Source organism: Sphaerisporangium sp. NBC_01403, from assembly GCF_045040145.1.
Lineage (GTDB): Bacteria > Actinomycetota > Actinomycetes > Streptosporangiales > Streptosporangiaceae > Sphaerisporangium > Sphaerisporangium viridialbum.
Window position 1 is genome coordinate 1,504,179 of sequence record NZ_CP109534.1, and the last position, 23,302, is coordinate 1,527,480.

General features: G+C 71.9%; 25 protein-coding genes. 13 read left to right on the top strand and 12 right to left on the bottom strand.

All coding sequences use genetic code 11. The features are described 5' to 3' along the window. Positions 1-74 precede the first annotated feature (74 nt). Together OG589_RS06465 and OG589_RS06470 are read right to left on the bottom strand one after the other, a co-directional pair. On the bottom strand, positions 75-821 hold the full coding sequence (locus OG589_RS06465; RefSeq protein WP_405147066.1) for an SDR family NAD(P)-dependent oxidoreductase: 747 nt from the start codon (positions 819-821) through the stop codon (positions 75-77). A 51-nt stretch (positions 822-872) separates the two neighbouring features. Next, entirely contained in the window at positions 873-2,399 is a 1,527-nt protein-coding gene (locus OG589_RS06470; RefSeq protein WP_405147067.1) for an APC family permease, read from the bottom strand. Positions 2,400-2,756: 357 nt separating this feature from the next. Between OG589_RS06470 and OG589_RS06475 the strand changes: the two genes are divergently transcribed. The 10 genes from OG589_RS06475 (at position 2,757) to OG589_RS06520 (ending at position 10,632) form a co-directional block, all read left to right on the top strand. Continuing rightward, positions 2,757-4,022 carry an aspartate aminotransferase family protein gene (locus tag OG589_RS06475; protein WP_405147068.1) on the top strand — a complete coding sequence of 422 codons (1,266 nt, stop codon included), beginning with the start codon at positions 2,757-2,759 and terminating at the stop codon, positions 4,020-4,022. After that, positions 4,019-5,590 (top strand): aldehyde dehydrogenase family protein, encoded by a 1,572-nt coding sequence (locus OG589_RS06480; protein WP_405147069.1) that lies wholly within the window; start codon positions 4,019-4,021, stop codon positions 5,588-5,590. The genes OG589_RS06475 and OG589_RS06480 overlap by 4 nt, the downstream gene beginning before the upstream one ends. A gap of 2 nt (positions 5,591-5,592) precedes the next feature. Then, a complete protein-coding gene (locus OG589_RS06485; RefSeq protein ID WP_405147071.1) occupies positions 5,593-6,216 on the top strand; it encodes a BMC domain-containing protein in 624 nt (207 codons plus the stop codon). After that, positions 6,213-6,671: a hypothetical protein gene (locus OG589_RS06490; RefSeq protein WP_405147073.1), complete on the top strand. Its 459-nt coding sequence runs from the start codon at positions 6,213-6,215 to the stop codon at positions 6,669-6,671. Before OG589_RS06485 ends, OG589_RS06490 begins: the two co-directional genes overlap by 4 nt. After that, on the top strand, positions 6,671-6,919 hold the full coding sequence (locus tag OG589_RS06495) for a EutN/CcmL family microcompartment protein (RefSeq protein WP_405147075.1): 249 nt from the start codon (positions 6,671-6,673) through the stop codon (positions 6,917-6,919). The genes OG589_RS06490 and OG589_RS06495 overlap by 1 nt, the downstream gene beginning before the upstream one ends. Before the next feature lie 36 nt (positions 6,920-6,955). Beyond that, the gene (locus OG589_RS06500; protein WP_363918441.1) at positions 6,956-7,240 is read left to right on the top strand and encodes a BMC domain-containing protein; all 285 of its coding nucleotides are present in this window, start codon (positions 6,956-6,958) and stop codon (positions 7,238-7,240) included. Further along, positions 7,233-7,958 carry a microcompartment protein gene (locus tag OG589_RS06505; protein ID WP_405147077.1) on the top strand — a complete coding sequence of 242 codons (726 nt, stop codon included), beginning with the start codon at positions 7,233-7,235 and terminating at the stop codon, positions 7,956-7,958. Before OG589_RS06500 ends, OG589_RS06505 begins: the two co-directional genes overlap by 8 nt. 41 nt (positions 7,959-7,999) lie before the next feature. Next, positions 8,000-9,001 (top strand): phosphotransferase enzyme family protein, encoded by a 1,002-nt coding sequence (locus tag OG589_RS06510; protein ID WP_405147079.1) that lies wholly within the window; start codon positions 8,000-8,002, stop codon positions 8,999-9,001. Positions 9,002-9,010: 9 nt separating this feature from the next. Next, the gene (gene fabG / locus OG589_RS06515; protein WP_405147081.1) at positions 9,011-9,775 is read left to right on the top strand and encodes a 3-oxoacyl-ACP reductase FabG; all 765 of its coding nucleotides are present in this window, start codon (positions 9,011-9,013) and stop codon (positions 9,773-9,775) included. Positions 9,776-9,837: 62 nt separating this feature from the next. Beyond that, positions 9,838-10,632, top strand: coding sequence for a GntR family transcriptional regulator (locus tag OG589_RS06520; RefSeq protein ID WP_405147082.1), 795 nt, complete (start codon positions 9,838-9,840; stop codon positions 10,630-10,632). Between the two features lie 32 nt (positions 10,633-10,664). Here the strand turns inward: OG589_RS06520 and OG589_RS06525 are convergent, their stop codons facing one another. The 9 genes from OG589_RS06525 to OG589_RS06565 all read right to left on the bottom strand — a co-directional run bounded on the left by OG589_RS06525 (position 10,665) and on the right by OG589_RS06565 (position 18,490). Beyond that, a complete protein-coding gene (locus OG589_RS06525) occupies positions 10,665-11,870 on the bottom strand; it encodes a heparan-alpha-glucosaminide N-acetyltransferase domain-containing protein (protein WP_405147084.1) in 1,206 nt (401 codons plus the stop codon). Positions 11,871-11,979: 109 nt separating this feature from the next. After that, the gene (locus OG589_RS06530) at positions 11,980-12,627 is read right to left on the bottom strand and encodes a response regulator (protein WP_405147086.1); all 648 of its coding nucleotides are present in this window, start codon (positions 12,625-12,627) and stop codon (positions 11,980-11,982) included. After that, positions 12,615-13,856 (bottom strand): sensor histidine kinase, encoded by a 1,242-nt coding sequence (locus OG589_RS06535; protein ID WP_405147087.1) that lies wholly within the window; start codon positions 13,854-13,856, stop codon positions 12,615-12,617. Before OG589_RS06535 ends, OG589_RS06530 begins: the two co-directional genes overlap by 13 nt. A 78-nt stretch (positions 13,857-13,934) precedes the next feature. Then, positions 13,935-14,774, bottom strand: coding sequence for an ABC transporter permease (locus tag OG589_RS06540; RefSeq protein ID WP_405147089.1), 840 nt, complete (start codon positions 14,772-14,774; stop codon positions 13,935-13,937). Then, positions 14,731-15,546 carry an ATP-binding cassette domain-containing protein gene (locus tag OG589_RS06545; RefSeq protein ID WP_405147091.1) on the bottom strand — a complete coding sequence of 272 codons (816 nt, stop codon included), beginning with the start codon at positions 15,544-15,546 and terminating at the stop codon, positions 14,731-14,733. The genes OG589_RS06540 and OG589_RS06545 overlap by 44 nt, the downstream gene beginning before the upstream one ends. Beyond that, a complete protein-coding gene (locus OG589_RS06550; RefSeq protein WP_405147093.1) occupies positions 15,543-16,022 on the bottom strand; it encodes a MarR family winged helix-turn-helix transcriptional regulator in 480 nt (159 codons plus the stop codon). Before OG589_RS06550 ends, OG589_RS06545 begins: the two co-directional genes overlap by 4 nt. A 74-nt stretch (positions 16,023-16,096) precedes the next feature. Next, the gene (locus tag OG589_RS06555; protein ID WP_405147094.1) at positions 16,097-16,603 is read right to left on the bottom strand and encodes a hypothetical protein; all 507 of its coding nucleotides are present in this window, start codon (positions 16,601-16,603) and stop codon (positions 16,097-16,099) included. A 16-nt stretch (positions 16,604-16,619) separates the two neighbouring features. Then, positions 16,620-17,261 (bottom strand): response regulator, encoded by a 642-nt coding sequence (locus OG589_RS06560; protein ID WP_405147096.1) that lies wholly within the window; start codon positions 17,259-17,261, stop codon positions 16,620-16,622. Next, complete coding sequence (locus OG589_RS06565) at positions 17,252-18,490, bottom strand: sensor histidine kinase (RefSeq protein WP_405147097.1); 1,239 nt, start codon at positions 18,488-18,490, stop codon at positions 17,252-17,254. Before OG589_RS06565 ends, OG589_RS06560 begins: the two co-directional genes overlap by 10 nt. 187 nt (positions 18,491-18,677) lie before the next feature. Here OG589_RS06565 and OG589_RS06570 point away from each other — a divergent pair, with 187 nt between their 5' ends. From OG589_RS06570 to OG589_RS06580, 3 genes are all read left to right on the top strand, one after another. Beyond that, complete coding sequence (locus OG589_RS06570; protein WP_405147099.1) at positions 18,678-19,445, top strand: hypothetical protein; 768 nt, start codon at positions 18,678-18,680, stop codon at positions 19,443-19,445. Between the two features lie 2 nt (positions 19,446-19,447). After that, positions 19,448-20,245, top strand: coding sequence for a hypothetical protein (locus tag OG589_RS06575; protein WP_405147101.1), 798 nt, complete (start codon positions 19,448-19,450; stop codon positions 20,243-20,245). A gap of 172 nt (positions 20,246-20,417) precedes the next feature. Further along, a complete protein-coding gene (locus OG589_RS06580; protein WP_405147102.1) occupies positions 20,418-21,752 on the top strand; it encodes a PHB depolymerase family esterase in 1,335 nt (444 codons plus the stop codon). Positions 21,753-21,966: 214 nt separating this feature from the next. Here the strand turns inward: OG589_RS06580 and OG589_RS06585 are convergent, their stop codons facing one another. Then, positions 21,967-23,154 carry a TIGR03118 family protein gene (locus OG589_RS06585; RefSeq protein ID WP_405147103.1) on the bottom strand — a complete coding sequence of 396 codons (1,188 nt, stop codon included), beginning with the start codon at positions 23,152-23,154 and terminating at the stop codon, positions 21,967-21,969. Positions 23,155-23,302: the final 148 nt, after the last annotated feature.

Sequence of the window (23,302 nt, forward strand, 5' to 3'; positions counted from 1 at the left end):
CGGTTTACGTATCGCCGCCGGGACAGGGACGCCGCCTCGCCCGCCGCCGGGGGCGAGGCGCGCGTCCAAGGCGCCTAGGTCCGCAGGTAGGAGGCCCCGTTGAGATCGATGATGCTGCCGGTGGCCCATTCGGCCGCCGGGGAGGCCAGGTAGAGGACCGCGGCCGCGATCTCCTCCGGCAGGCCCACGCGGCCGAACGGGCTCTGGGCGCGGATGGCGTCACCCCGGGGCGGCTTGAGGTGCTCGTTGGTCATGTCGGTCTGGACGAAGCCGGGCGCCACCGTCCCCACCGAGATGCCGTGCGGGGCGAGCGCGATGGCGAGCGACTGGCCGAGGGCGTTCAGCCCCGCCTTGCTCGCCCCGTAGGCCGGCCCCTCCGGCTCGCCGCGGAAGGCGCCGCGCGAGGAGACGTTGACGATGCGGCCGCCGCGCCTCATGTGCCGCACGGCGCACCAGGTGAGGTTGGCCGCGCCCACGAGGTTGGTGTCCAGCGTCTCGCGCCAGGCCGCCTGCCACTCCTCGTAGGAGACCTCCGTGATGGGGTGGTGGAAGAAGACGCCGGCGTTGTTGACCAGGACGTCGATGCCGCCGAGCGCCTCGGCCGCCTCGTCGGCCATGCGCCTCACCTGGCCGGGATCGGCGATGTCGGCCTGGACGACCACGTGGCCATCGCCGGGCAGCTCGTCGCGCAGCCGTACCGCGAGGTCCGCGGAGCCCCGGTGGTGGATCGCGACGCGGTCGCCCGCGGCGGCGAAGGCCGTCGCGATCGCCCGTCCGATGCCCCTGGACGCTCCTGTCACCAGTACTGCTCGTCCGCTCAATGTCTCGTTCCTCCTGGCGCGGGTGTGGCCGGTCGACGGTGCTCGATGCCGTCAGTCGCGCTCGACGGTCTCCTCCAGCACGATGCGCCCGATGATGTCGTACTTCAGCGGCTTCCTGGCCCGCAGGTAGAGCGCCAGGGCGGCGCCGGCGGCGGCGAAGCCGAGCACGATCCACGGGATCAGCCTGAACAGCAGCGTCTTGGACGCGTCCCCGGCGGCGGCCTCCTGGTTCTGGAAGAGCAGGAACACGACGTACAGCATCGCCAGGCCGCCGGCCAGCGGGGCGACCAGCGTGCGCCAGACGCCGGCCGTCTCCGGGTGCTTCTTCTTGACGTGGAAGTAGCCGATCACAGAGAACGAGCACAGCGACTGGACGACGAGGATCGCGAGCGTGCCGAGCACGGCGAGCAGCGTGTACATGTGCACGTAGGGGTCCATGCCGGCGAAGAAGAACGCCAGGACCAGCACCACCGACACGGCCGTCTGCGCGAACCCGGCGATGTGCGGGGAGCCGTGCTTGGCGTGGGTGCGCCCGAGGGTGCGCGCGGTGCCGGGGATCAGGTCCTCGCGGCCGAGCGCGTACAGGTAGCGCGACGCGCAGTTGTGGAACGCCATCGAGCAGGCGAACGACCCGGTCAGGATAAGGATCTTGAACAGGTCGACGGCCCACACACCGATCAGCTCCCGGGTGGGGTTGAAGAAGACCCCGGCGAACTCCTTGGCCGCGATCTCGGGCGCCTTCGTGCCGCTGGCCGCGACGGTCATCCAGGAGACGAAGGTGTAGAACAGCCCGATCCCGACCACGGAGACCAGCGTGGCCCTCGGGACGATGCGCTTGGGGTCGCGGGACTCCTCGCCGTACATCGCGGTGGACTCGAAGCCGACCCACGACCAGAAGCACATGAACAGCCCGAGCCCGACCGCGCCCGCCGCCAGGCCGTTGGTCCCGAAGGCGTTGACCGGGTTGAGCGAGCCGGCCATCAGCCCGTCGGGGCCGCCGCCGTGGAACAGCGTCACGGTGGCGGTGAGGCCCAGCATGAGGATCTCGGTGACCAGGAAGACGCCGAGCACCTTGGCGGTGAGGTTGATGTCGAAGTAGGTGAGCGCGGCGTTGAGCGCGAGGCCGAAGAAGGCGAACCACAGCCAGTGGACGTCCACATGCGCCAGCGACTTGAAGGTGTCGCTGGCCGAGTAGGCGAAGAAGCCGATGATGGACGCCTCGAACACGACGTACGCCATGGTGGCCAGCAGGCCCGCGACCATGCCCGCGATCTGGCCGAGCCCGTGCGAGATGTACCCGTAGAAGGCGCCGGCCGAGGTGATGTGCTTGGCCATCGCGACGTACCCCACCGAGAACACCGTGAGGACGATGGTCGCGACGAGGTAGCCCGCCGGGACGCCGAGGCCGTTGCCGAAGCCCAGCGCGATCGGGACGTTGCCCGTCATGGCGGTGATCGGGGCGGCGGTGGCGACCGCCATGAAGATGACGCCGAGCAGGCCGACGGCGTCCTTGCGCAGGCGGTTCACGCCCGCGGGCCGGGAGGTCGCCGCCGTCGCCCGGCTATCTGTGGTGCTCAAGACTGTGCCCTTCCGGGGAACCAGCGTCGTACTGGGGATGGCGTAGGGGGCGCCACGTCGGCGACGGCCTTGACGGAACCGTGGTCAGACCGAATGGGCCCCGGTGGAACTCGCCGGAGCTCAGGGGTGTGTGGTGCGGTGCATTCTGTTCGGTGGTGCACACCGGTCGGCCTCCTGCTGGGGACGCTCTCGACGTGGGCGAAGTCACGCGAGGTGCGCAAATGTTGCCATTTATGGCCAGGCCAAGCAATACCTTCCGTGTTTCCGAATCCTCACAAGATGGACCATTGACGCATAAGGTCGGCCTGGTGAATTATTCGGTCCTACCGATTAGTAGACCGAACCGATGGGACCGGGATGCTGGACTACGGGTTGTTCTCCTTCGCGTCCAAGGACGAGGTTCTAGAGAAGTCCTTGGCGTACTGGAACCCGGGGAAGACGCAGTTCTGGATCGACTCCGGAGTGCCCCTGGTCATCGACCGCAGGGAGGGCTACTTCCTGTACGACGTCTCCGGCAAGCGCCTGATCGACGTCCACCTCAACGGCGGCACCTACAACGTCGGCCACCGCAATCCGGAGGTCCTGGCCGCGCTGAGGCAGGCCATGGACCACTTCGACATCGGCAACCACCACTTCCCGTCCCTGGCCCGCACGGCACTCGCCGAGGCGCTGATCACCACCGCCCCCGAGGGACTGAGCAAGGTCATCTACGCCAGCGGCGGCGGCGAGGCCATCGACATCGCGCTCAAGACCGCGCGGCACACGACCGGCAAGCGCAAGATCGTCTCGATCGTCAAGGCCTACCACGGGCACACCGGGCTGGCCGTCGGCACCGGCGACGACCGGTTCTCCAAGCTCTTCCTGTCCGACCGGCCGGAGGAGTTCGTCCACGTGCCGTTCAACGACCTCGCGGCCATGGACGAGGCGCTGCGGGGCAGGGACGTCGCCGCCGTGATCATGGAGACGATCCCCGCGACGTACGGCTTCCCGCTGCCCGAGCCGGGCTACCTGGAGGGCGTCAAGCGGCTCTGCGAGACCCACGACGCCCTGTACATCGCCGACGAGGTCCAGACCGGGCTCATGCGCACCGGGGAACTGTGGGCGATCACCAAGCACGGCATCCGGCCCGACATCCTGGTCACCGGCAAGGGGATCTCCGGCGGCCTGTACCCCATCGCGGCCGTGCTGGTCAGCGAGCGCTGCGCGGGGTGGCTGACCGAGGACGGCTTCGCGCACATGGCCTCCTTCGGCGGCGCGGAGCTGGGCTGCGTGACCGCGCTGAAGACGCTGGAGATCTGCGACCGTCCTGAGACCCGCTCGATCGTGCACTACATCAGCGACCTCATCGGCCGGGGCCTTTCCGCCATCCGCGCCGACAACCCCGGCTGGTTCACCGGAATCCGGCAGAACGGCCTGGTCATCGGCCTGGAATTCGACCATCCCGAGGGCGCGAAGTACGTCATGAGGCATCTGTACGAGAACGGGGTCTGGGCGATCTTCTCCACCCTCGACCCCCGGGTGCTGCAGTACAAACCAGGCATCCTCCTCGACCCGTCGCTGGCCGAGGAACTGCTGGATCGTACGGCCGTCGCCATCGCGCGGGCCGCCAAGGAGGCCCGGTGAACAGCACGGTGAAGAGCCCGGTGAACGGCAGGTCGGCGGACCGCGGGCCGGTCATGCTGGAGCGGGCGCGGTGGGCCGCCCGCGCGTACGCCCGCTACGACAAGGCGGCCGTGGACCGCGTCGTCGCGGCCGTCGCCCGCGTGGCCGCCGCCAACGCCGTGCGCTACGCCGAGTGGGCCGTGCGGGAGACCGGGTTCGGCGTCGCCGAGCACAAGGCGCTCAAGAACCTCGCCTGCTCGACCGGCCTGGTCGAGGCCTACGCGGGCCACGACTACGTGTCCCCTCGGGCCGACGCCGCCGACAAGATCCTCTCGATCCCGAGGCCCGCCGGGGTCGTCTTCGCGCTGACGCCCTCCACCAACCCGGTGGCCACGGTCTACTTCAAGATCCTTCTGGCGCTGATGACGCGGAACGCGATCGTGATCAGCCCGCATCCGATGGCCAGGGAGTGCTGCGCCGACGCCGCCCGCACGCTCGCCGAGGCCGCGGTCGCCGCGGGCGCCCCCGACGGGGTGGTCCAGGTGGTCGAGGAGCCGGCGCTGCCGCTGATCGAGCGGATGATGGCCGACCCCCGGGTGGACGTCATCGTCGCGACCGGCGGGACGCCGGTGGTGCGCGCCGCCTACCGGTCGGGCAACCCGGCGCTCGGCGTCGGCCCCGGCAACGTGCCCGTGCTGGTGGACCGCACGGCGGACCTGGAGTCGGCCGCCCGGCACATCGTGGACAGCAAGAGCTTCGACAACTCCATCCTGTGCACCAACGAGTCGGTGCTCATCGCCGAGGAGTCCATCGCGGATCGGCTGGTCTCGCTCATGCGCGGCGCCCACCTGCTGAGCGGCGACGAGCGTGACCAGGTGCGCGGCACGCTGTTCCCCGAGGGCCGGTTCGACACCCGCTTCGTCGGCAGGGACGCGGTGTGGATCGCCCAGCGGGCCGGGGTCAGGGTGCCGTCCGGGACGAGGATCCTGCTCGCGCCGTTCGACCTGGCCGTCCCGGAGGAGCCGCTCGCCCACGAGAAGCTCTGCCCGGTGCTCGGCCTCATGCGGGTGCCCTCGGCGCGGCGCGGCATCGACGCCGCGCGGGCCGTGCTGCGCATCGCCGGAGCGGGTCACTCGGCCGCGATCCACAGCACCGACCCCGCCACGATCATGGAGTACGGCGCGGCCGTGCCGGTCCTGCGCGTCTCGGTGAACGCGGGCAACAGCACGGGAAGCTCGGGCATCGACACCAATCTCCCGATCTCCATGACCATCGGCACCGGCTTCGTCGGCGGCTCGTCGGCGGGGGAGAACCTCCAGCCGGGCAACCTGGTCAACTGGACCCGGGTCGCCTACCACGTGGACGCCCCGTTCGGCGACTTCGACCGGCTCGACCCGTGGTCGCCGCCGCCCGGCGGTCCCGTCCCGCCGTACCCGGAGGCGTCCAACGCCCGCACCGTGCCCGCGTCCGCGCCCGGCGCGGCTCCCGCACCGGACTCTCGTACGGCGCCCGGGGCGGGGCGTGACGAGCTGCGGGACGAGATCAGGCGGCTCATCCTCGAAGAGCTCGCCTCCCTGGTGAGGTCCTGACGATGGCCGAGTTGCGCTCCTTCATCTTCATCGACCGGTTGCAGCCGCAGACCATGTGCTACCTGGCCACCTGGATGCGCGGCGCGCTGCCCAGGCGTGACCAGGCGGCGCAGATCATCGAGATCGCCCCGGGCCTGGACATCGAGCCGCTGACCGACGTGGCGCTCAAGCACGCCGAGGTGAAGGCCGGTGTGCTCGTCGTCGAGCGCCAGTTCGGCTACCTGGAGTTCCACGGGCAGATCGGCGAGGTGCGCGCCGCCGCCGACGCGGTGCTGGACGAGCTGGGGGCCACCGCCGCCGACGCGGTGCCCCCGCGCATCCTCGCCTCCGAGATCGTCTCCAGCCTGGACGGCCAGCACGCCTTCCTCATCAACAGGAACCGGCTCGGATCGCTCGCGCTGCCGGGCGAGTCGCTGTTCGTCCTTGAGTGCCAGCCCGCCTCGTACGCCATCCTCGCGGTCAACGAGGCCGAGAAGGCCGCCGAGATCAAGGTCGTGGACTACCGCATGATGGGCGCGACCGGGCGGGTCTACCTCTCCGGCCGCGAGTCCGACGTGCGGCAGGCCGCCGAGGCCGCCCGCCAGGCGCTGGACGGCTCCACCGCCTCACATCGGAGCAGGGCATGACGGTTCATCCGGACCACGCCGGAATCCACGGGGACGAGCTGCGCGCGCTGGTCCGCGAGGTCGTCCGCGACCTGCTGCCCACGCTGCGCGGGGCGGCGCGGGAGCCGGGACACCATACGGAGGCGGTCGCGATCGGCGGCGACGACGACCTCAACGCGTTCGCCCTGCGCGTGCTGGAGCTCGCCCGCGACCCGGCTCGCGCCGCCGACATCCGGGACGGGCGGCTGCGGTTCCGCCTCTCCGTCCCCGCCCCGGACACGCCGCCCGCGCGGGCCGTACACCGGGGGGACGACGCGCCCGTACGGCGGCACGAGAAGGGGGCGGTCACCGAGCGGCACGTCGCCGAGGCCGCCGAGGCGGGCGCCCGGCTGGTCCTCGGCCGCCGCGCGGTCCTCACGCCGCTGGCCAAGGAGAGGGCCCGGGCCTGCGGCCTGGTCGTGGAGAGGGAGGGCTGATGCTGCGCGGCACGGTCACGTCCAGCGTCTGGGCGACCAGGCGGATCGAGGGGATCCCCGGGGGCGCGTTCCTTGAGGTCGAGCTCGACGGGGGATCGCGGCTGATCGCCTTCGACGTGCTCGGCAGCGGCATCGGGGAGCGGGTGCTGGTCGTCCAGGGTTCGGTGGCCGCGTCCTGGTTCCCCGCGGAGAAGTCCCCGCCCATCGACGCGCTGATCATCGGCTCGATCGACGACATTCCTGCATAAACGAAATATCCAGACTTAACGGCATAAGGAGAAGTAATGGCGAACAACGCGATCGGCCTGATCGAGACCAAGGGTTACGTCGCGGCGCTGGCCGCCGCCGACGCCATGGTGAAGGCGGCGAACGTCACGATCGTCGGCCGGGAGCAGGTCGGCGCCGGGCTGGTCGCGGTCACGGTGATCGGGGACGTCGGCGCGGTCAAGGCCGCCACCGAGGCCGGGGCCGAGACCGCCTCCAACATCGGCGAGCTCGTGTCGGTGCACGTCATCCCGCGCCCGCACGCGGACCTGGCGCGCGGCTTCAACCTCTCGACCGGTGAGTAGCGCCCCCCGACCGGTGAGCCCGCCCTCCCCGAGGTCCCGCGCCCGCGCCGCGAAGCCCGTGCCCGGGCCGGAGCCGGAGGGACGCCGCTCGGCGGAGCTGCGGGTCTACCTGCTCGTGGAGAACCTGCGGCGGCAGTTCACCGCGGCGATGGCCGCGCCGACGCGCGCCCGGGGGTACCCGCCGTACGAGGGGCAGCACGCCCTCATCGTGGAGGTGGCGCCGGGGCTCGCGATCGAGCGGGTCATCGACCTCGCGCTGCGCGCCGTCCCCTCCGTCGAGCCGGGGATCCTGTTCGTCGAGCGGCAGTTCGGCGTGCTGGAGGTCCACGGCTCGTCGGCCGAGGACGTGCGCCGGGCGGGGCAGGCCATCCTCGACGGCATCGGCGCCTCGCCGTCCGACCAGCTCAGACCCCGCATCCTGTACACCGACGTCATCGAGGACATCACCGACCAGCACGCGGTCCTCGTCAACCGCAACAGGCAGGCCTCGATGGTCCTGCCGGGGGAGACGCTCCTGGTCTGCGAGATGACCCCGGCGCTGTTCGCCACCGTCGCGGCGAACGAGGCCGAGAAGGCGGCCCCCGACATCACGCTCGTGGACGTGCAGATGATCGGGTCCGCCGGACGTCTCTACATCAGCGGGCGTGCAGACTCTGTACGGACCGCGAGGGACGCCATAGCCCGCGTCCTGTCGGCGGTCGAAGGCCGTGACCACTGACGGCCGTGACCACTGAAGGCCCGTGACCAGTAGGAGTGCGCATGGAGGTCCATGACCTGTCGGGCGGCGGCGACGTGCTCGCCCGCATCGAGCGGGTCGCCCGGCGGGCGCTGCGGCGGTACGGCCTCTCGCCCGACGCCGGGGTGACGCTCATCAACGTGTCGGAGAACGCCACCTTCCTCGTCACCGACGGGGACGCCCGCACGGTGCTGCGCGTCCACCGCCTCGGCTACCACTCGCCCGAGGCGATCGCCTCCGAGCTCGACTGGCTGTCGGCGCTGCGCGACGAGGCGGGCGTGCGCACCCCGGCGGTGCTTCCCGCGCTGGACGGGTCGAGGTTCGTCACCGTAGAGGACCCCGGCTCCGCGTCGCGCAGCTGCGTGATGTTCGAGTACGTCCCCGGCGCCGAGCCCGCCGAGCACCGCCTGGTCGAGCACTTCGAGCCGCTCGGCGCGATCACCGCCCGCATGCACCTGCACGCCCGCCGCTGGCTGCGGCCCGCCGCCTTCACCCGGTTCCACTGGGACGCCGACGCCGCGTTCGGGCCCGCGCCGCGCTGGGGCAGATGGCAGGACGGCGCCGGGGTCGACCGGGAGGCGCACGCCGTGCTGTCCCGGCTGGAGGGGGCCCTGCGCGACCGGCTGGAGCGGTTCGGCAAGGGGCCGGAGCGCTACGGGCTCATCCACGCCGACCTGCGCCTGGCCAACCTGCTGGTGGACGGCACGGCCGCCACCACCGTGATCGACTTCGACGACTGCGGGCTCGGCTGGTACCTGTACGACCTCGGCGCCGCCGTCAGCTTCATCGAGCACCACCCGGCAGTGCCCCAGATGATCGACTCCTGGGTCCGCGGCTACCGGAGCGTCCTCGGCCTGCCGGGGGACGACGAGAACGAGATCTGGACCTTCATCATGTTCCGCCGCCTGCTGCTGGTCGCCTGGATCGGCTCGCACTCGGCGGTCGACGTCGCCCGCGAGCTCGGCGCCGGCTACACCCGGGGAAGCTGCGAGCTGGCGGAACGCTACCTCAGTGGATCACTTTAAGGAGCCCCCATGTTCACTCCAGTGACAGGAAGGTCCGTCGTCGTCACCGGCGGCACCAAGGGAATCGGCAAGGGCATCGCGCGGGTGTTCGCGCGCGCGGGCGCGAACGTGCTGATCGTGGGCAGGGACGAGCAGGCCGCGAGCGCCGCCGCCCGCGAGCTGGGCGTCTCCCATCTTGCCGCCGACGTCTCCAGGGCGGAGGACTGCGCGCGGATCGCGGAGACCGCGGTCAGGCGGCACGGCGGCGTGGACGTGCTGTGCGCCAACGCCGGCGTCTTTCCCGACAAGCGGCTGACCGACATGACCGAGGACGACATCGACCAGGTGCTGGGCGTGAACATCAAGGGCACCATGCTCTGCGTCAAGGCGTGCCTGTCACCCTTGCAGGCGTCCGGGCACGGCAGGGTGATCCTGACGTCCTCGATCACCGGGCCGGTCACCGGGTACCCCGGCTGGTCGCACTACGGCGCCAGCAAGGCCGCGCAGCTCGGCTTCATGCGCACCGCCGCCATGGAGCTCGCGCCGAAGGGCATCACGATCAACGCCGTCCTGCCGGGGAACATCCTCACCGACAGCCTCATGGAGCACGGGGAGGACTACCTGCGGGGGATGACGGCCGCGATCCCGCTCGGACGCCTCGGCACGACCGAGGACATCGGCAACGCCTGCCTGTTCCTCGCCACCGACGAGGCCGCCTACATCACCGGCCATTCCATGGTCGTGGACGGCGGCCAGATCCTTCCCGAATCCCAGGAGGCGCTGGGTCTCATGTGATCTAATCGGGCGATCCTTCGGTCTCCGCCGTGGTTCGTGGCCATGGCGAGAAAGGTGATGACGTGTCCCGCGACCTGGGAGATGAGAGCGCGGTGGAGGCCGCCCGCCGGGAGCTCCTCGCCCTGATCTCGGCCGGCGAGCTGGAGCCCGGCCAGCGCCTCGGCTCCGAGCGCGAGCTCTCCTTGCGCCTCGGCGTCAGCCGGTCGACGCTGCGCCAGGCGCTCGGCGCCCTGGAGGGGCTCGGCGCCGTGCGCCGGGTGCCGGGACGCGGGGGCGGCACGTTCGTCAGCAAGGCCAAGATCGAACGCGACCTGTCAAGCGTCATCGGCGTGCCCGCGCTGCTGCGCGAGCAGGGCTTCACCGCCGGGTCGCGGGTGGTCAGCGCGGGCATCGTCGCCGCCGACGAGGCGACGGCCGCCGCACTGGCCGTCGACCCCGGCGACCTGGTCACCGAGATCGTCCGCATCCGCCTCGCCGACGGCAAGCCGCTCTCGCTGGAGAACGCCCGCTTTCCCGCGCTCCGCTTCCCGAGCCTGCTGGAGCTGCCGCTCGGCGGCTCGATCTACGACCTGCTCGCCGAGCGGTACGGCGTGCGCCCGGTGGAGGCGATCGAGGCCATCGAGGCGGTGCCGGCGGGCCCCGACGAGGCCGCCGTGCTGGACGTGCCGCTCGGCCTGCCGCTGCTCGCGGTCACCCGCACCACCTACGACCAGGCCGGCCACTCCTTCGAGTTCTCCCACGACCTGTTCAGGGCCGACCGCACCAAGATCCTGGTGCGCACCGCCGGGGCCACGGGCACCGCCGACTCCGCCCGGGCCCGCGGCCGGCTGGTCGACCTCCACCACGTCCCCGGCTGACCCGCCTCTGGGTGCCCGCCGCGTCCACGGCGTCATCTGACCAGCTTCGCCGGTCCCGCGGTGGCCACGTGCAGCAGGTGCTCAAGCGGGCCCCGGCCGAAGAAGTGCGACCAGACGGCGGCGAAGGCGAGGCTCAGCAGGATCAGGGCGGCGAGCGCCGCGCCGGTCGAGCCGAGCAGCCCCTCGACGTCCAGGAACCTGATGGCGAGGATGTGGGCGACGTAGGCGCTGAGCGACATCGTCCCGATGGCGGTCACCGGGGACGCGAGCCGGCGCAGGCGGGGCAGCGCGGCGAGCGCGCCGAGGGCGAGCACGATGACGAGCACCGCCACCCCGATGTTGCCCACCAGCTCGAACGTCGTCCCGCTGTGCGGGGAGGCGACCAGCAGCCGCTCGGGGAGCGGGCCGTCGTACTGGGCGGCGGAGTCCGAACCCCGCGCGGCCGCCGCGTCCACGGCCGTGTGCAGGCCGGTGAAGACGTGCAGGACGAGCCACGAGCCGCCGTACCCGGCCGCCGCCAGCGCGCAGCCGAGGGCGGCCAGCCGCCGGCGGACCCGCGGCGCCTCCAGGTCCGTGCGCCCGAGCGCCATGCCCGCGAACACGTACGCCATCCACGTCGCCGCCGGGTACGCCCCGACGAGCACCAGGTCGATGAATCCCCGCCCGTCGAGCAGGTTGACCGGGTCGTACGCGGCGAAGGTGTCCAGCCAGGACTCGGGGATCACGAGCGGCGCGAACGTCAGGAACGGCCCGGCCAGCGCCACCAGCGCGGCGGCGGCCGTGAGAGTCCCCGCGCCGCGCCGCAGCAGCGGAAGGGCCAGCAGGAAGTACACCCCGTAGTAGGGGATGATCACCGAGATCTGGGTGCCGAGCATCGTCAGCGCCGTGCCGAGGGCGATGAGGATGACGGCGCGAAGCGCGATGCGCGCCTTGACCTGCCGTCCCTCCCGCCCGGTCTTCGGCCGCGCGCGACCGCTGATCAGCACCAGCGACAGCCCCGCCAGCGTCGCGAAGAGCGCGGACGAGCGGCCACGGAACAGCTCCAGGAAGGCGCCGGGGATCCCGCCGACGTTCGCGGGATCGGGGCCGACGTGGACGGCGAACATCCCGAACACCGCGATCGCGCGGGCGAGGTCCACCCCGGCCAGCCGCCCGGCGGGTGGAGAGTCCGCTGGTCCTTCGGGTGCGGAGGGCCGTGCGTCCGTCATCTCCGCGAGCGGGGGATTGGTATCCGTCACGGAACCCAGAATCTTAAGACTTGCTGTGCGGATCTATCAGGCATTTCGCTAAACTCGGCGGCTTGGCGGAGGCCCGTGGAGCCGGCCGGTCACCCGCGGCCGCAGGCGCTCACTGCCGGCTGTTGAGGTAGGTCAGCACGGCGAGGACCCGGCGGTGGCCTCCGTCGGTGACCGGCAGGCCGAGCTTGGCGAAGATGTTGCCGATGTGCTTGTGCACGGCGTTGTCGGTGACGAACAGCCGCTTGCCGATCTCCCCGTTTCCGAGGCCGTGCGCCATCAGCGTCAGCACCTCGCGCTCGCGGTTGGTGAGCGAGTCGACGGCGTTCTCGCCGCTCCCGGCCATGAGCTGGGCGATCACCTCGGGGTCCATGACGGTGCCGCCCCCGGCGACCCGGCGCAGGCCGTCCACGAACTCGCCGACCCGGCTCACCCGGTCCTTGAGCAGGTAGCCGACGCCGCCGGAGCCGTCGGAGAGCAGCTCGCGCGCGTACACCTTCTCGACGTACTGCGACAGGACCAGCACGGGCAGGCCGGGATACGCCCGCCGGAGCGCGAGGGCGGCCCTGATGCCCTCGTCGCGGAAGGAGGGGGGCAGCCGCACGTCGGCGAGCACGGCGTCCGGCCGATGGCGTTCCACGGCTTCCATCAGCCCGGGCCCGTCGGTGACGACGGCGGCCACCTCGATGCCCTTGGTACCGAGGAGGAGTTCGAGCCCGGCGGAGAGCAGGACGTTGTCCTCGGCGATCACGACGCGCACGGCAGCTCCACGGTGATGGTCGTCGGCCCGCCGGCCGGGCCGCCTACGAGCACGGTGCCGTCGAGCGCGGCCGCCCGCCGCCGGATGCCGATGATGCCGGTGCCGAGGCTCTCGTCCACCCCGCCGATGCCGTCGTCGGTGACCTCGATCAGCAGGGCGCCGTCATGCCGTGTCAACCGCACCAGCACGCGCGTCGCGCCGCTGTGCTTGGCGGCGTTGGTGAGCGTCTCCGCCACGATGAAGTACGCGGCGGCCTCGACCGCCGCGGGCAGCCTGCCGAGCTCGCCGAGCTCCACCTCGGTTGGTACGCCCGCCCGCGCGGCCACCGATGCCACGGCGCCCTCCAGGCCCCGGTCGGCGAGAATCGGGGGGTACATCGTGCGGATCACGCCGCGGAGCTCCGTCATGGCCTCCTCTGTGCCCTCATGGGCCTCCTGGAGCAGCCTGGCCAGCGCTCCCGACTCCTCGGGAAGCGCCTCCCTTGCCACGCCGAGCCGCATCGCGATGGCGACCAGCCTGGCCTGCGTGCCGTCGTGCAGGTCACGCTCGATGCGGCGCAGCTCCGCGCCGTGGGCGTCGAGCACGCCTGACCGGCTCTCGGTGAGCGCGCCGACCCGTTCCGCCAGCCGGTCCTCGGCCGAGGGCTCCAGCGCGGCCAGGCAGCCGCGCGCGTGGAAGCGCGCCAGTCTCGGCACCGCCCACCACGTCACCGCGCCGGCGACGGCGACCTGCGCGGCGCCCGCGGTGAGCGCGCTCTCCCACCCGGTCACCGGGACGGCCAGCAGCAGCCGGAGCGGCTCCCCGGCGGGGAACAGCCACCACAGCGGAGCCGCCACCGCCGTGAACACCGCCGCGCCCACGCAGGCCAGCGCGGCCAGCCCCGCCGGGATGCCGGTCACGACGTGCCGCAGGACCCAGCGGGCGTCGCGCCTGCTCTCGGGGTCGTCCAGCACCTGCCGCCACTGCGCCCGTACCCCCTTGGGCAGGGTCGCGCGCCGCGCGGTGACCGGGACGCCCAGCAGCGCGGCGGCGCGGCGCCGGTGCCACTCGGACCAGCGCCTCATGCCGATCATCATGCGGGGGAAGACCACCAGCCCGAGCCCGCCCAGCCCCGTGGACATCGCCCCGATCGCCAGAAGCGGTAACACCAACATCGTCGCCATCGCCGACGGCAGGCCCGCCAGGAGGTACCCGCTGCCGCGCCGAACTTGTCCCCATTGTTCACGCATGCAGTGAAGTCTGGTGGAACGACCGGGTGGCGCACACTACAGCAAGCTGCACCTTTCGGCCGGCGAGCGGCAGGGGCCTCAGCGGGCGAGGCGGCCCAGCAGGCCGGAGGCGGCGGTGACGCCGAGCACCACGGACACCACCAGCACGGTGAAGTCGAGGGGCAGGTGCGCGGGGGTGCCGATGAGCAGCCCGCGCAGGGCGTCCACCTCGTAGCTGAGCGGGTTGGCGTGGCTGATCACCTGGAGCCAGGCCGGCATCAGCGCCACCGGGTACAGCGCGTTGGACCCGAAGAACAGCGGCATGGTGATGGCCTGGCCGATGCCCATCAGCCGGTCCCTGGTGAGCACGAGCCCGGCGATGGTCATGGACAGGCAGGAGAAGAAGGCGGCGGACAGGAGCAGCACGACGGCCACGCCGGCCAGCTTCAGGGGGTTGCCGGTCATCCCGACGCCCAGCAGCGCGGCGAGCAGCAGCACCACGACGGCCTGGGTGAGCGCGCGCACGCCCGCCGCGAACGCCTTGCCCGTGACCAGCGCGGACCGGGGAGTGGGGGTGACCAGCAGCTTGGTCAGCACCCCCGCGTCGCGCTCCCAGATGATCTGGATGCCGTAGAAGATGGCGATGAACAGCGCCGACTGGGCCAGGATGCCGGGCGCGAGGAAGTCCAGGTAGGGGACGCTGCCGGTGGGGATGGCGCGGATCCTGCTGAAGGTCTCGCCGAAGATGAGCAGCCAGAGCGCGGGCTGGATCGCGCGGGTCAGCAGCTCGGTGCGGTCGCGCCGCATCTTCTGCAGCTCGACCAGGCACAGCGCCGCCACCCGGCTGGGGTACTGCCGCCAGGCCGGTGGCCGCCGGACCGGGAAGAGCCCGGCCTCAGCCGAGGCGCCCTGCGGTACGGCGAGTGGTACGTACTTCACTGAATCCTCCCTGAGGAAGTGAGTTGTCCAGGGCGTCGGCCGCGTGGTGCCGGAACACGTCCTCAAGGGTGGCGTCCCCGCCGAGCGCGGCCTTCAGCTCGCCGGGTGTGCCGACCGCACGCAGCGTGCCGAGGTGCATGAGCGCCACCCGGTCGCACATGGCGTCGGCCTCGTCCATCGAGTGCGTGGTGACCAGCACGGTCATGCCCGTGGTCTCGCGCAGCTCGTTGACGCGGTCCCAGACGCCCGACCGGGCGATGGGGTCGAGGCCGATGGTGGGCTCGTCGAGTATGAGCAGCCTCGGCCGGTTGACCAGCGCCTGGGCCAGCTCCAGGCGGCGGACCATGCCGCCCGAGTACGCGGAGGCGATGCGGTCGGCGTCGTCTTCCAGGCCCATGGCGCGCAGTGACTCCGCCACCCGCTCGCGGCGCTCGCGCCTCGGCACGTCGAACAGCCGGGCGAACAGGGAGACGTTCTCCCTGCCGGTGAGCGCGCCGTTCGCCGACAGCTGCTGGGGGACGTACCCCATCAGCCGTCGGACGTCCATCCTGCGCCGGTCCACGTCCGCGCCGAAGACGCGGGCCCGCCCGCCCTGCATCGGGAGCAGGGTGGTGATGACCCGGATCGTGGTGGTCTTGCCTGCTCCGTTGGGCCCGAGCAGCCCGAAGATCTCTCCAGGGACGACGCTCAGCGAGACGCCGTCGACCGCCCGGTGGTCACCGAAGCGGTAGGTCAGCTCTTCGCACTCGACCGCCGGTATGTCAGTGGTCACTCCTGCTCCAATCCCTCCGCCAGCCGCCGCAGGGGCTCCACGGCGCCGGCCAGCCGATCGCGCTCGGCGGCGTCCATCCGGGCCAGCACGTCCGCGACCGCCGCGGCGCGGCGGTCGCGCCACTCGCTCATGCGCCGGCGGGAGGCGTCGGTCAGCTCCAGGCTGGCCGCCCGCCGGTCGCCGTCCGACCGGGTGCGCCGCACCAGTCCCGCCGCGGTGAGCTGGCCCACCAGGGTGCTCACGGAGTTCGCCGCCATGCCCAGCTCGGCGGCCGCGGCGGCGACGCCGATGCCCGGCCTGCGGTACAGCAGGCGTACGAGGTCGGCCTGGGCGCCGGTGAGGGAGGCGAACACCGGCCCCCGCCCCGCCGCCCGGCGAGACGCCCGGCGCAACGCCACCACGGCGGCCAGCAGCTCCTCCGCGAGCACCTCGAACGTGCCTGGTTCATCCGTCGAATCGCCTTGTGCGTGTGACACTTCCGCAGAATACCTCTAACTCAGAGGTATCTCCTAAAACCCCTGGTCAACGCGGTAATCCAGGATGATTGCGGTCAGAAGGTGAGACGAGGAGGCGGGCAGGGGGCCCCTGGCGATGCCGGGGAGCACCGCACGGTGCCCGTGGGCGTGGTGAGGAGCACCTCGACGCCGGGAGGCACGCCCAGGGTGTAGTCGCCGCGGCAGCCGGAGCCGCCCGCGCACGTGAGGCTGACGCGCAGCGTCCTGCCGCTCTCCCACGCCTCGGAGAACCGCCGGTCGCCGTCCCGCCAGGTCAGCTCACGCCGCACCGAGAGCCGGCCCGCGGCGCCCGGTACGAAGCGGACGCCGACCCTCCCGGTGGCGTCCACGATGACCAGTGGCGTGGTGATCGCGTACGTCACGGTGGAGGTCTCGGTCGTCAGGCGGCCGAGGTCGGAGGAGTCGTACGACCCAGGGAAGGCGAAGTCGTAGTCGTGGGGCAGCCGGATGTCGGTCCACGCCCACAGGGCCATGCCGATCACGGTGAGCGCGGTGAGCGCCCCGCCCACGGCGATCCAGGCGGTCCGGATGGTGCTTCGCATCGGCACGGAGCCTCTCTCAGATCTTCAGGAAGCGCAGGACGGCGAGCACCCGGCGGTGGTCCTTGTCCGCGCCGGACAGCTCGAGCTTGGCGAAGATGTTGTTGATGTGCTTGCCGACCGCGCCCTCGGAGACCACCAGCGCCTCGGCGATGCCGGTGTTCGACCGGCCCTCGGCGATCAGCGCCAGCACCTCGTGCTCCCTGCGGGTGAGCCGGTCGAGCGGATCGCTGTGCCGGCGGAGCAGCAACTGGGCGACCACCTCGGGGTCCAGCGCGGTGCCGCCCCCCGCGACCCGGCGCAGCGCGCCGACGAACTCCGCCACGTCGGCCACCCGGTCCTTCAGCAGGTAGCCGATGCCGCTGGTCTCGGTGGACAGCAGCTGGGTCGCGTAACGCTCCTCGACGTACTGCGACAGGACGACGATCGGGAGGCCCGGCCGCTGGCGGCGCAGGACGAGCGCGGCCCGCAGGCCCTCGTCGGAGTGGCCGGGCGGCATGCGGACGTCGGTGACGACGAGGTCGGGCAGGTGCTCGTCGACGGCGCGCAGCAGCGACTCGGCGTCGGCCACGGCCGCCACCACCTCCATGCCGGCCGAGCCCAGCATCCACACGAGCCCCTCCCTGAGGAGGACGGAGTCCTCGGCGAGCACTACGCGCATGGCAGCTCCACACTGATCGTCGTCGGCCCGCCGGGCGGGCTGTCGATGCTCAGCCTGCCGTCGACCGAGCCCACCCGCTGGGACAGGCCCCGAAGCCCGGTGCCGGCGTCCGGCTCCGCGCCGCCCCGCCCGTCGTCGGTGACCTCCAGAAGCAGCATGTCTCCCTCGCGGCGCGCCGTGACCTCGGCGGCGGACGCCCGCGCGTGCTTGGCCACGTTGGCCAGCGCCTCGGAGATCACGAAGAACGCGACGGCCTCGATCGTGGGGGAGGCGCGTTCCGGCACCTCCACCCGCAGTCGTACGGGGAGGGGGGCCCGCGCCGCGAGGCCCGACAGCGCCGCGTCCAGCCCCTCGTCGCTGAGCACGGCCGGATGCAGCCCGCGTACGAGGTCGCGCAGCTCCTTCAGGGCCTGCTTGGCCTCCTCGTGCGCCCGGGAGATCGTCTCCCTGGCGGGCCCCGGCAGGTCGGTGAAGGCGGCACGGGCCATGCCGAGGTTCATCGCCAGCGACACCAGCCGCTGCTGGGCGCCGTCGTGCAGGTCGCGCTCGATGCGCCGCCGCTCGGCGTCCGCGGCGTCGATCACCTCCGCGCGGCTCTCCTTCAGGGTCTCGACCCGCAGCGCGAGCTGCTCGCTCAGGCTCGGCCCGAGGAGCGCCTCGGCGGCGATCACGTCCAGCGCGGTGATCGCCCGCGCCAGCCACGGGGCGGCGACGCACAGGGCCAGGGCGAGCAGGGCGAGGGGTGCGCTCCGCCAACCGCCGCCCACGCTCCAGACCTGCACGGCGAGGGCCGCCGCGACCAGGCAGGCCGACCAGACCATCACCACCGCGACGAACCCGGCGCCGCTGATCAGCGGCGCCAGCATGTGGTAGCCGAGCTGCCGCCAGGTGCTCCTCGTCCGCGCGTCGCGGAACAGCCGCACCGCGGGGTTGCCCGTGCCGGGGCGGCGCGGGACCGCTGGGATGTCCACGCCGAGGAAGGCGGCGAAGCGGGCGCGCTGGAGCCTGGTGAACATCCGCGCCGACCAGAAGAGCAGCGGCAGGGCGACCAGCGGCGCCACGAGGGTCCAGGCGAACAGCACGGACACCAGGGCCAGCCCCGCCACCGCGAACAGGGCGGCCAGGGCGATCGGGACGCCCGTCACCACATGGAACGTGCGGAGCCAGGTCGGTGCCGACCAGTGGGCGCGCATCTTGTCCCAGGGGGTGGCCACCTCGGCGTGAGTCATGCCCCCACCGTAGAGACCGTGGCGGTATGGGCGACATGGCCGAGGCATCCCGAAAGGCGGTGGGGAAAACCCCACCTACATCTCCCCGAATGGCCATCATCCCGGTTACGTAATGTGATAGCTATGTGACGGCATGCGATCGGCAAGGCGGGGCGACCCCGCCTGATACGAAGGTATGGAGTTGGTCATGCTGGTCTGCGTACTCGCAGTGGCCGCGGCGGTCGGCGTGGTGGCCATCGCCGCCTTTCTTTTCCGCAGGCTCGGCAACGGCACCGACGACCTGGTCCCCGACGGCCCTTCCGCCGGCCACGCGGGGTCGATGCTCTCGTCGTTGTTTCTGCTGGTGTTCGCCATCGCGATCGTGGTGCCGTGGACCACGGCCGACGCCGCGCGCCAGAACACCTACGCCGAGAGCCAGGCGGCCGTGGAGACCTACTGGTCCGCGGCACGGCTTCCCGCTCCCGGCGGCGCCCAGCTGCAGCAGCAGGTGCGCGACTACGTCGGGTTCGTGCTCAACAAGGAGTGGCCGCTCATGGCCTCGGGCCGGCTCAGCGTGGAGGGCGCGTCGCGCCTGGAGGCGCTGCGCACTCAGGCGGCGGGCCTGATCGTGAAGGACGACGACGCCAAGGCCGCCAAGTCCGACGTCCTCGACGAGGTGAGAGACCTGTCGGCGGCCCGCCGCCAGAGAGCCGCCGACGCGCGTGCCACGCCTCCGGCGGGCGTGCTGCCGCTGACCATCCTGACGGGGCTGATCGTCATCGTGTTCCCGTTCATGGCCGGTGCCCGTCCCCGGGGCAAGACGCTCGCGCCGCTGGTGGTGATGGCGGCGCTGCTCGGGTTCGGCGTCTTCCTCACCTGGCAGATCTCTCATGTGTTCGCGAGCGGGCTGTCGGTCGGGCCCGACGCGTTCAGCGCCGCGCTGTCGGAGTTCGACCGCATCCCGTGGAGCGGCTGACCGTGGCCGCTCCACGTACGGCGGCGCTGCTGGCGGTGCCGGTCGCGGGCCTGTCGCTGACCGGCCTCGTCGGAAGCGCCCCCGCCTCCGCCACCACCATCACTCACCCCATCCCCGCCTCGGCCGGCGTCCTGCCTGTGTCGGCGGGCGCGGTCGCGCATCCCGTTCCCGCCTCGGCCGGCGTCCTCCCTGTGTCGGCGGGCGCCGTCGCGCACCCGATCCCGGGCTCGGCCATGGCCCCGGCCTCGGTGCCGGTCCCGGCGGGGAGTCTTCCCGGGGCCGACGTCACCGTCTGTCTCGACGTCGACGTGGTGGTGAGCCTGCGGGTCGGCATCAGCATCGGGGGATACCCTCCGATCTGCCAGGCCCCGGCGAACCCGCCACCGGCCCCCGCTCCGCCCCCTGCCCCGGCGCCCCCGGCTCCGGCGCCACCCCCCGCCCCGACCCCGCCTCCGGTCCCGACGCCGCCCCCCACGCCACCGTCCACTCCCACCCCCGCCGCGTCCCCGACCCGCGCCCCGGCGCCGTCCCGGGCCCCGGCGCCCCCGCCGTCGATCCGCCCGGCCGTGCCCGCCGTGCCACCGCCGCGCACGCCGCCCGCCACGCCGCGGCCCGCGCGGCCCACCGCGGAGCATGCCCCCACGCCGTCGGCGGTCGGCCCGGCTCCCCGCATCCGCACGATGCGCGCGGCGCTCCAGCCGTCCCGCCGCCGCAGTCCGCTGTCCTCGGTGATGGTCCTGGTCGTGCTCTCCCTGGTGATCGCCCTGGCCGCCGGCCTGGCCTTCGGCACCGTCCGGTAGCCTGAACCGCGCCGAAAGTTTCACAGATTTCTTATGCGCCACGGCCGTGCCCGCAGGTCCGTGCCCCTGTCCTCCAGCGCTTCTACTAGGCGTCTTGTCTGCCGAAATATTCCGGCAGATACTCCGGAATGTTTCGAGAGCATGCCACGCGAACCGGAGAGCAGGAGTACGGATGAGGATGAGAAGCAAGCTGCTGGGCGCGCTGGCCACCGCCGCGACGCTGGTCGTCGCGGGGCTGGCCACCGCGCCACCGGCGTCGCCCGCGTCGCTGACCGAGGTCACCGGCTTCGGGACCAACCCCAGCGCTCTGAGAATGCACATGTACGTGCCGGACTCGGTGGCGGCGAAGCCGGCCATCGTGGTCGCCGTGCACTACTGCACGGGCTCAGGCCCGGCCTTCTTCTCGGGGACGGAGTTCGCCTCCCTCGCCGACCGGTACGGCTTCATCGTCGTCTACCCGTCCGCGACGAGAAGCGGCAGTTGCTTCGACGTCTCCTCGCCGCAGGCGCTGAAGCACGACGGCGGCAGCGACCCCGTGGGCATCGTGTCCATGGTCAAGTACGTCGAGCAGCACAACAACGGCGATCCCGACCGGGTGTACGTCACCGGCGCGTCCTCGGGCGGCATGATGACCAACGTCCTGCTGGGTGACTATCCCGACATCTTCAAGGCCGGCTCGGCCTTCATGGGCGTGCCGTTCGGATGCTTCGCCACCACCGACGGCTCAAGCTGGAACAGCGCCTGCGCCAACGGCACCGTGACCAAGACCCCGCAGCAGTGGGGCGACCTCGTGCGCGGGGCCTATCCCGGTTACAGCGGCGCCCGTCCCCGGATGCAGGTGTGGCACGGCACCGACGACACGACGCTGCGCTACCCGAACTTCCAGGAAGAGATCAAGCAGTGGACCAACGTCCACGGGCTCAGCCAGACCGCCACGCTGACCGACCGCCCGCAGCCGAGCTGGACGCGCACCCGCTACGGAGGCACGGGCACCAACGTTCCGGTCGAGGCCATCAGCGTCCAGGGCGTCGGGCACAGCCTGCCGACGAGCGGCATGGCCCTGGCCGCCATCCAGTTCTTCGGCCTCGCGGGCGGGCCCACCGCGACGCCGACGCCGACCCCGACGCCCACCCCGACCCCGACTCCTACGCCCACCCCCACGCCCACGCCCACCCCGACTCCGGGCTCCGGGCCGTGCCGCGTCACCTACACGACGAACGCCTGGAACACGGGGTTCACCGCCGAGGTCACCCTCGCCAACACCGGATCCACCCCGATCAACAACTGGTCGCTGGCGTTCACCCTGCCCGCCGGGCAGGTGGTCACCTCCGCCTGGAACGCCACCATCTCACCCTCCAGCGGCCAGGTCACCGCGAGGAACGTCAGCTACAACGCGACCATCGCGCCGGGGGCCTCGACCGGGTTCGGCTTCCAGGCCACCCACACCGGTAACACCGGCAAGCCGGCGTCCTTCACCCTCGGCGGCGTGAGCTGCACCATCGGCTGAGTCACCGAACCGAGGTACGCCGAAGCCGAGGGACGCCGGACAACGCCTGAGGGCGGATGTCCGAACAACCGAAAGCCGGCTGCGGGGCGCGCCACCCCGCAGCCGACTTCCGCTCATTCGGGCGGGTCGTGCTGATCTCTAGGAATGATGGGAATCCTCGGTTGGAAGGAGCCCTCCGGCCGGAGCGGCTCGGTGGTCGCCCACCTCCCTTCTGCTAGTACGAAGAGTTGGCGGAGGAAGTCGGTGAGGCGGTCGGCGAGGCCGACGCGCTCGGCGAGGCGGACGGGGTGGCCGTGGTGCTCGCGGCGTCCGCGGGCATGATCAGGCCGACCAGGCCGTGCTGGGCCTTCTGGATTCCGGCGGAGAACCACAGGGCGTTCTCGCCACCGCTGGCGGCGGTTCCCTGCTCCAGGTCCCACAGGCCCTCGATCGCGATGGCCTTGCCGTCGGCCTTGCGGAGCGGGCCGAGGTAGCGGCCGTTCCTCGGGTTGTAGGCGTTGATCCAGCCGTCGCCGAAGTTGCCGACGAGGAGCGCCCCCGCGTACTGGCCGAAGCCCTGCGGTGCGGCGATCATCGCCCAGGGGGCGTTGAGGGCGCCACGGGCCGCGACGCGGGCCGTCAGCCGGCCGGAGGCGTTGAACCGGCTGATGAAGCCGAGTCCCTTGCCCGCGATCGACTTTCCGGTCTCCGGGTCCCGCTTGGCGTAGGCGACGTAGACGGCGTTCCCGACGATCTCCACGTTGTACGCGGAGTAGCCACGGGGAAGGCCGCGGTCCACGAAGGCCCACCTCGACAGCCGTACGCGGCTGAAGTCGTCGTCGAAGACGTGGATCCGGTTGTGGGCGAAGTCGGCCGCGAGGAGGAAGGAGCCGCGGTTGGTCCGCATCATCGCCAGGCCCTTGTAGTCGGCCTTGCGGGTGAACGCCGCGATGATCGCGCTGCCCGGGTTGACCTCGGCGTTCCAGCCGGTGATGGCGCCGCTCGGGCTGGCGAAGATGAACGTCGCCGGGCCCGAGACGCCCTTGCTGGAGATCTCGAAGCCCTCCTCGCCGTTGAAGACCTGGCCGGTCGGCGTGCCGCCGGGGATGGCGACCTCGGTCTTCTCCTTGGTGAGCTGGCTCGCCCCGCCCGAGTACACGGTCGCCGAGCCGGTGCCCGCGTTGGAGACCCACAGCGTCTTGCCCATGGCGAGACCCCAGGGGTTGACCAGTTTGGGGTCGGTGACGTCCGCCTTGCCCGCCACGTCCGAGATCAGGGGAAGCTCGGCGAACCGCGTGCTGGTGTGTGTGGTGGTCTTGGTGGACTCCTTGGACTGCGTGGACTCAGCGTGCGCCGGGATCGTGCCGGTGGAAATGCCCAGGACGAGTGCCGCAGCGCAGAGCGTGACGATGCGTGGCCGCATCAGGCCTCCTATGTCGTCTGCATGTGCGTACGGACGGAGGTACGCGGCCCTCTGTGACCCGGTTCAACCGACTTTCAAACTCTTTCCGGAGTGAAGTCGCCGGGGGCCGGCCGACGGGGCCCGGCCGTCGCGAGGGCGCCGCAGCCGT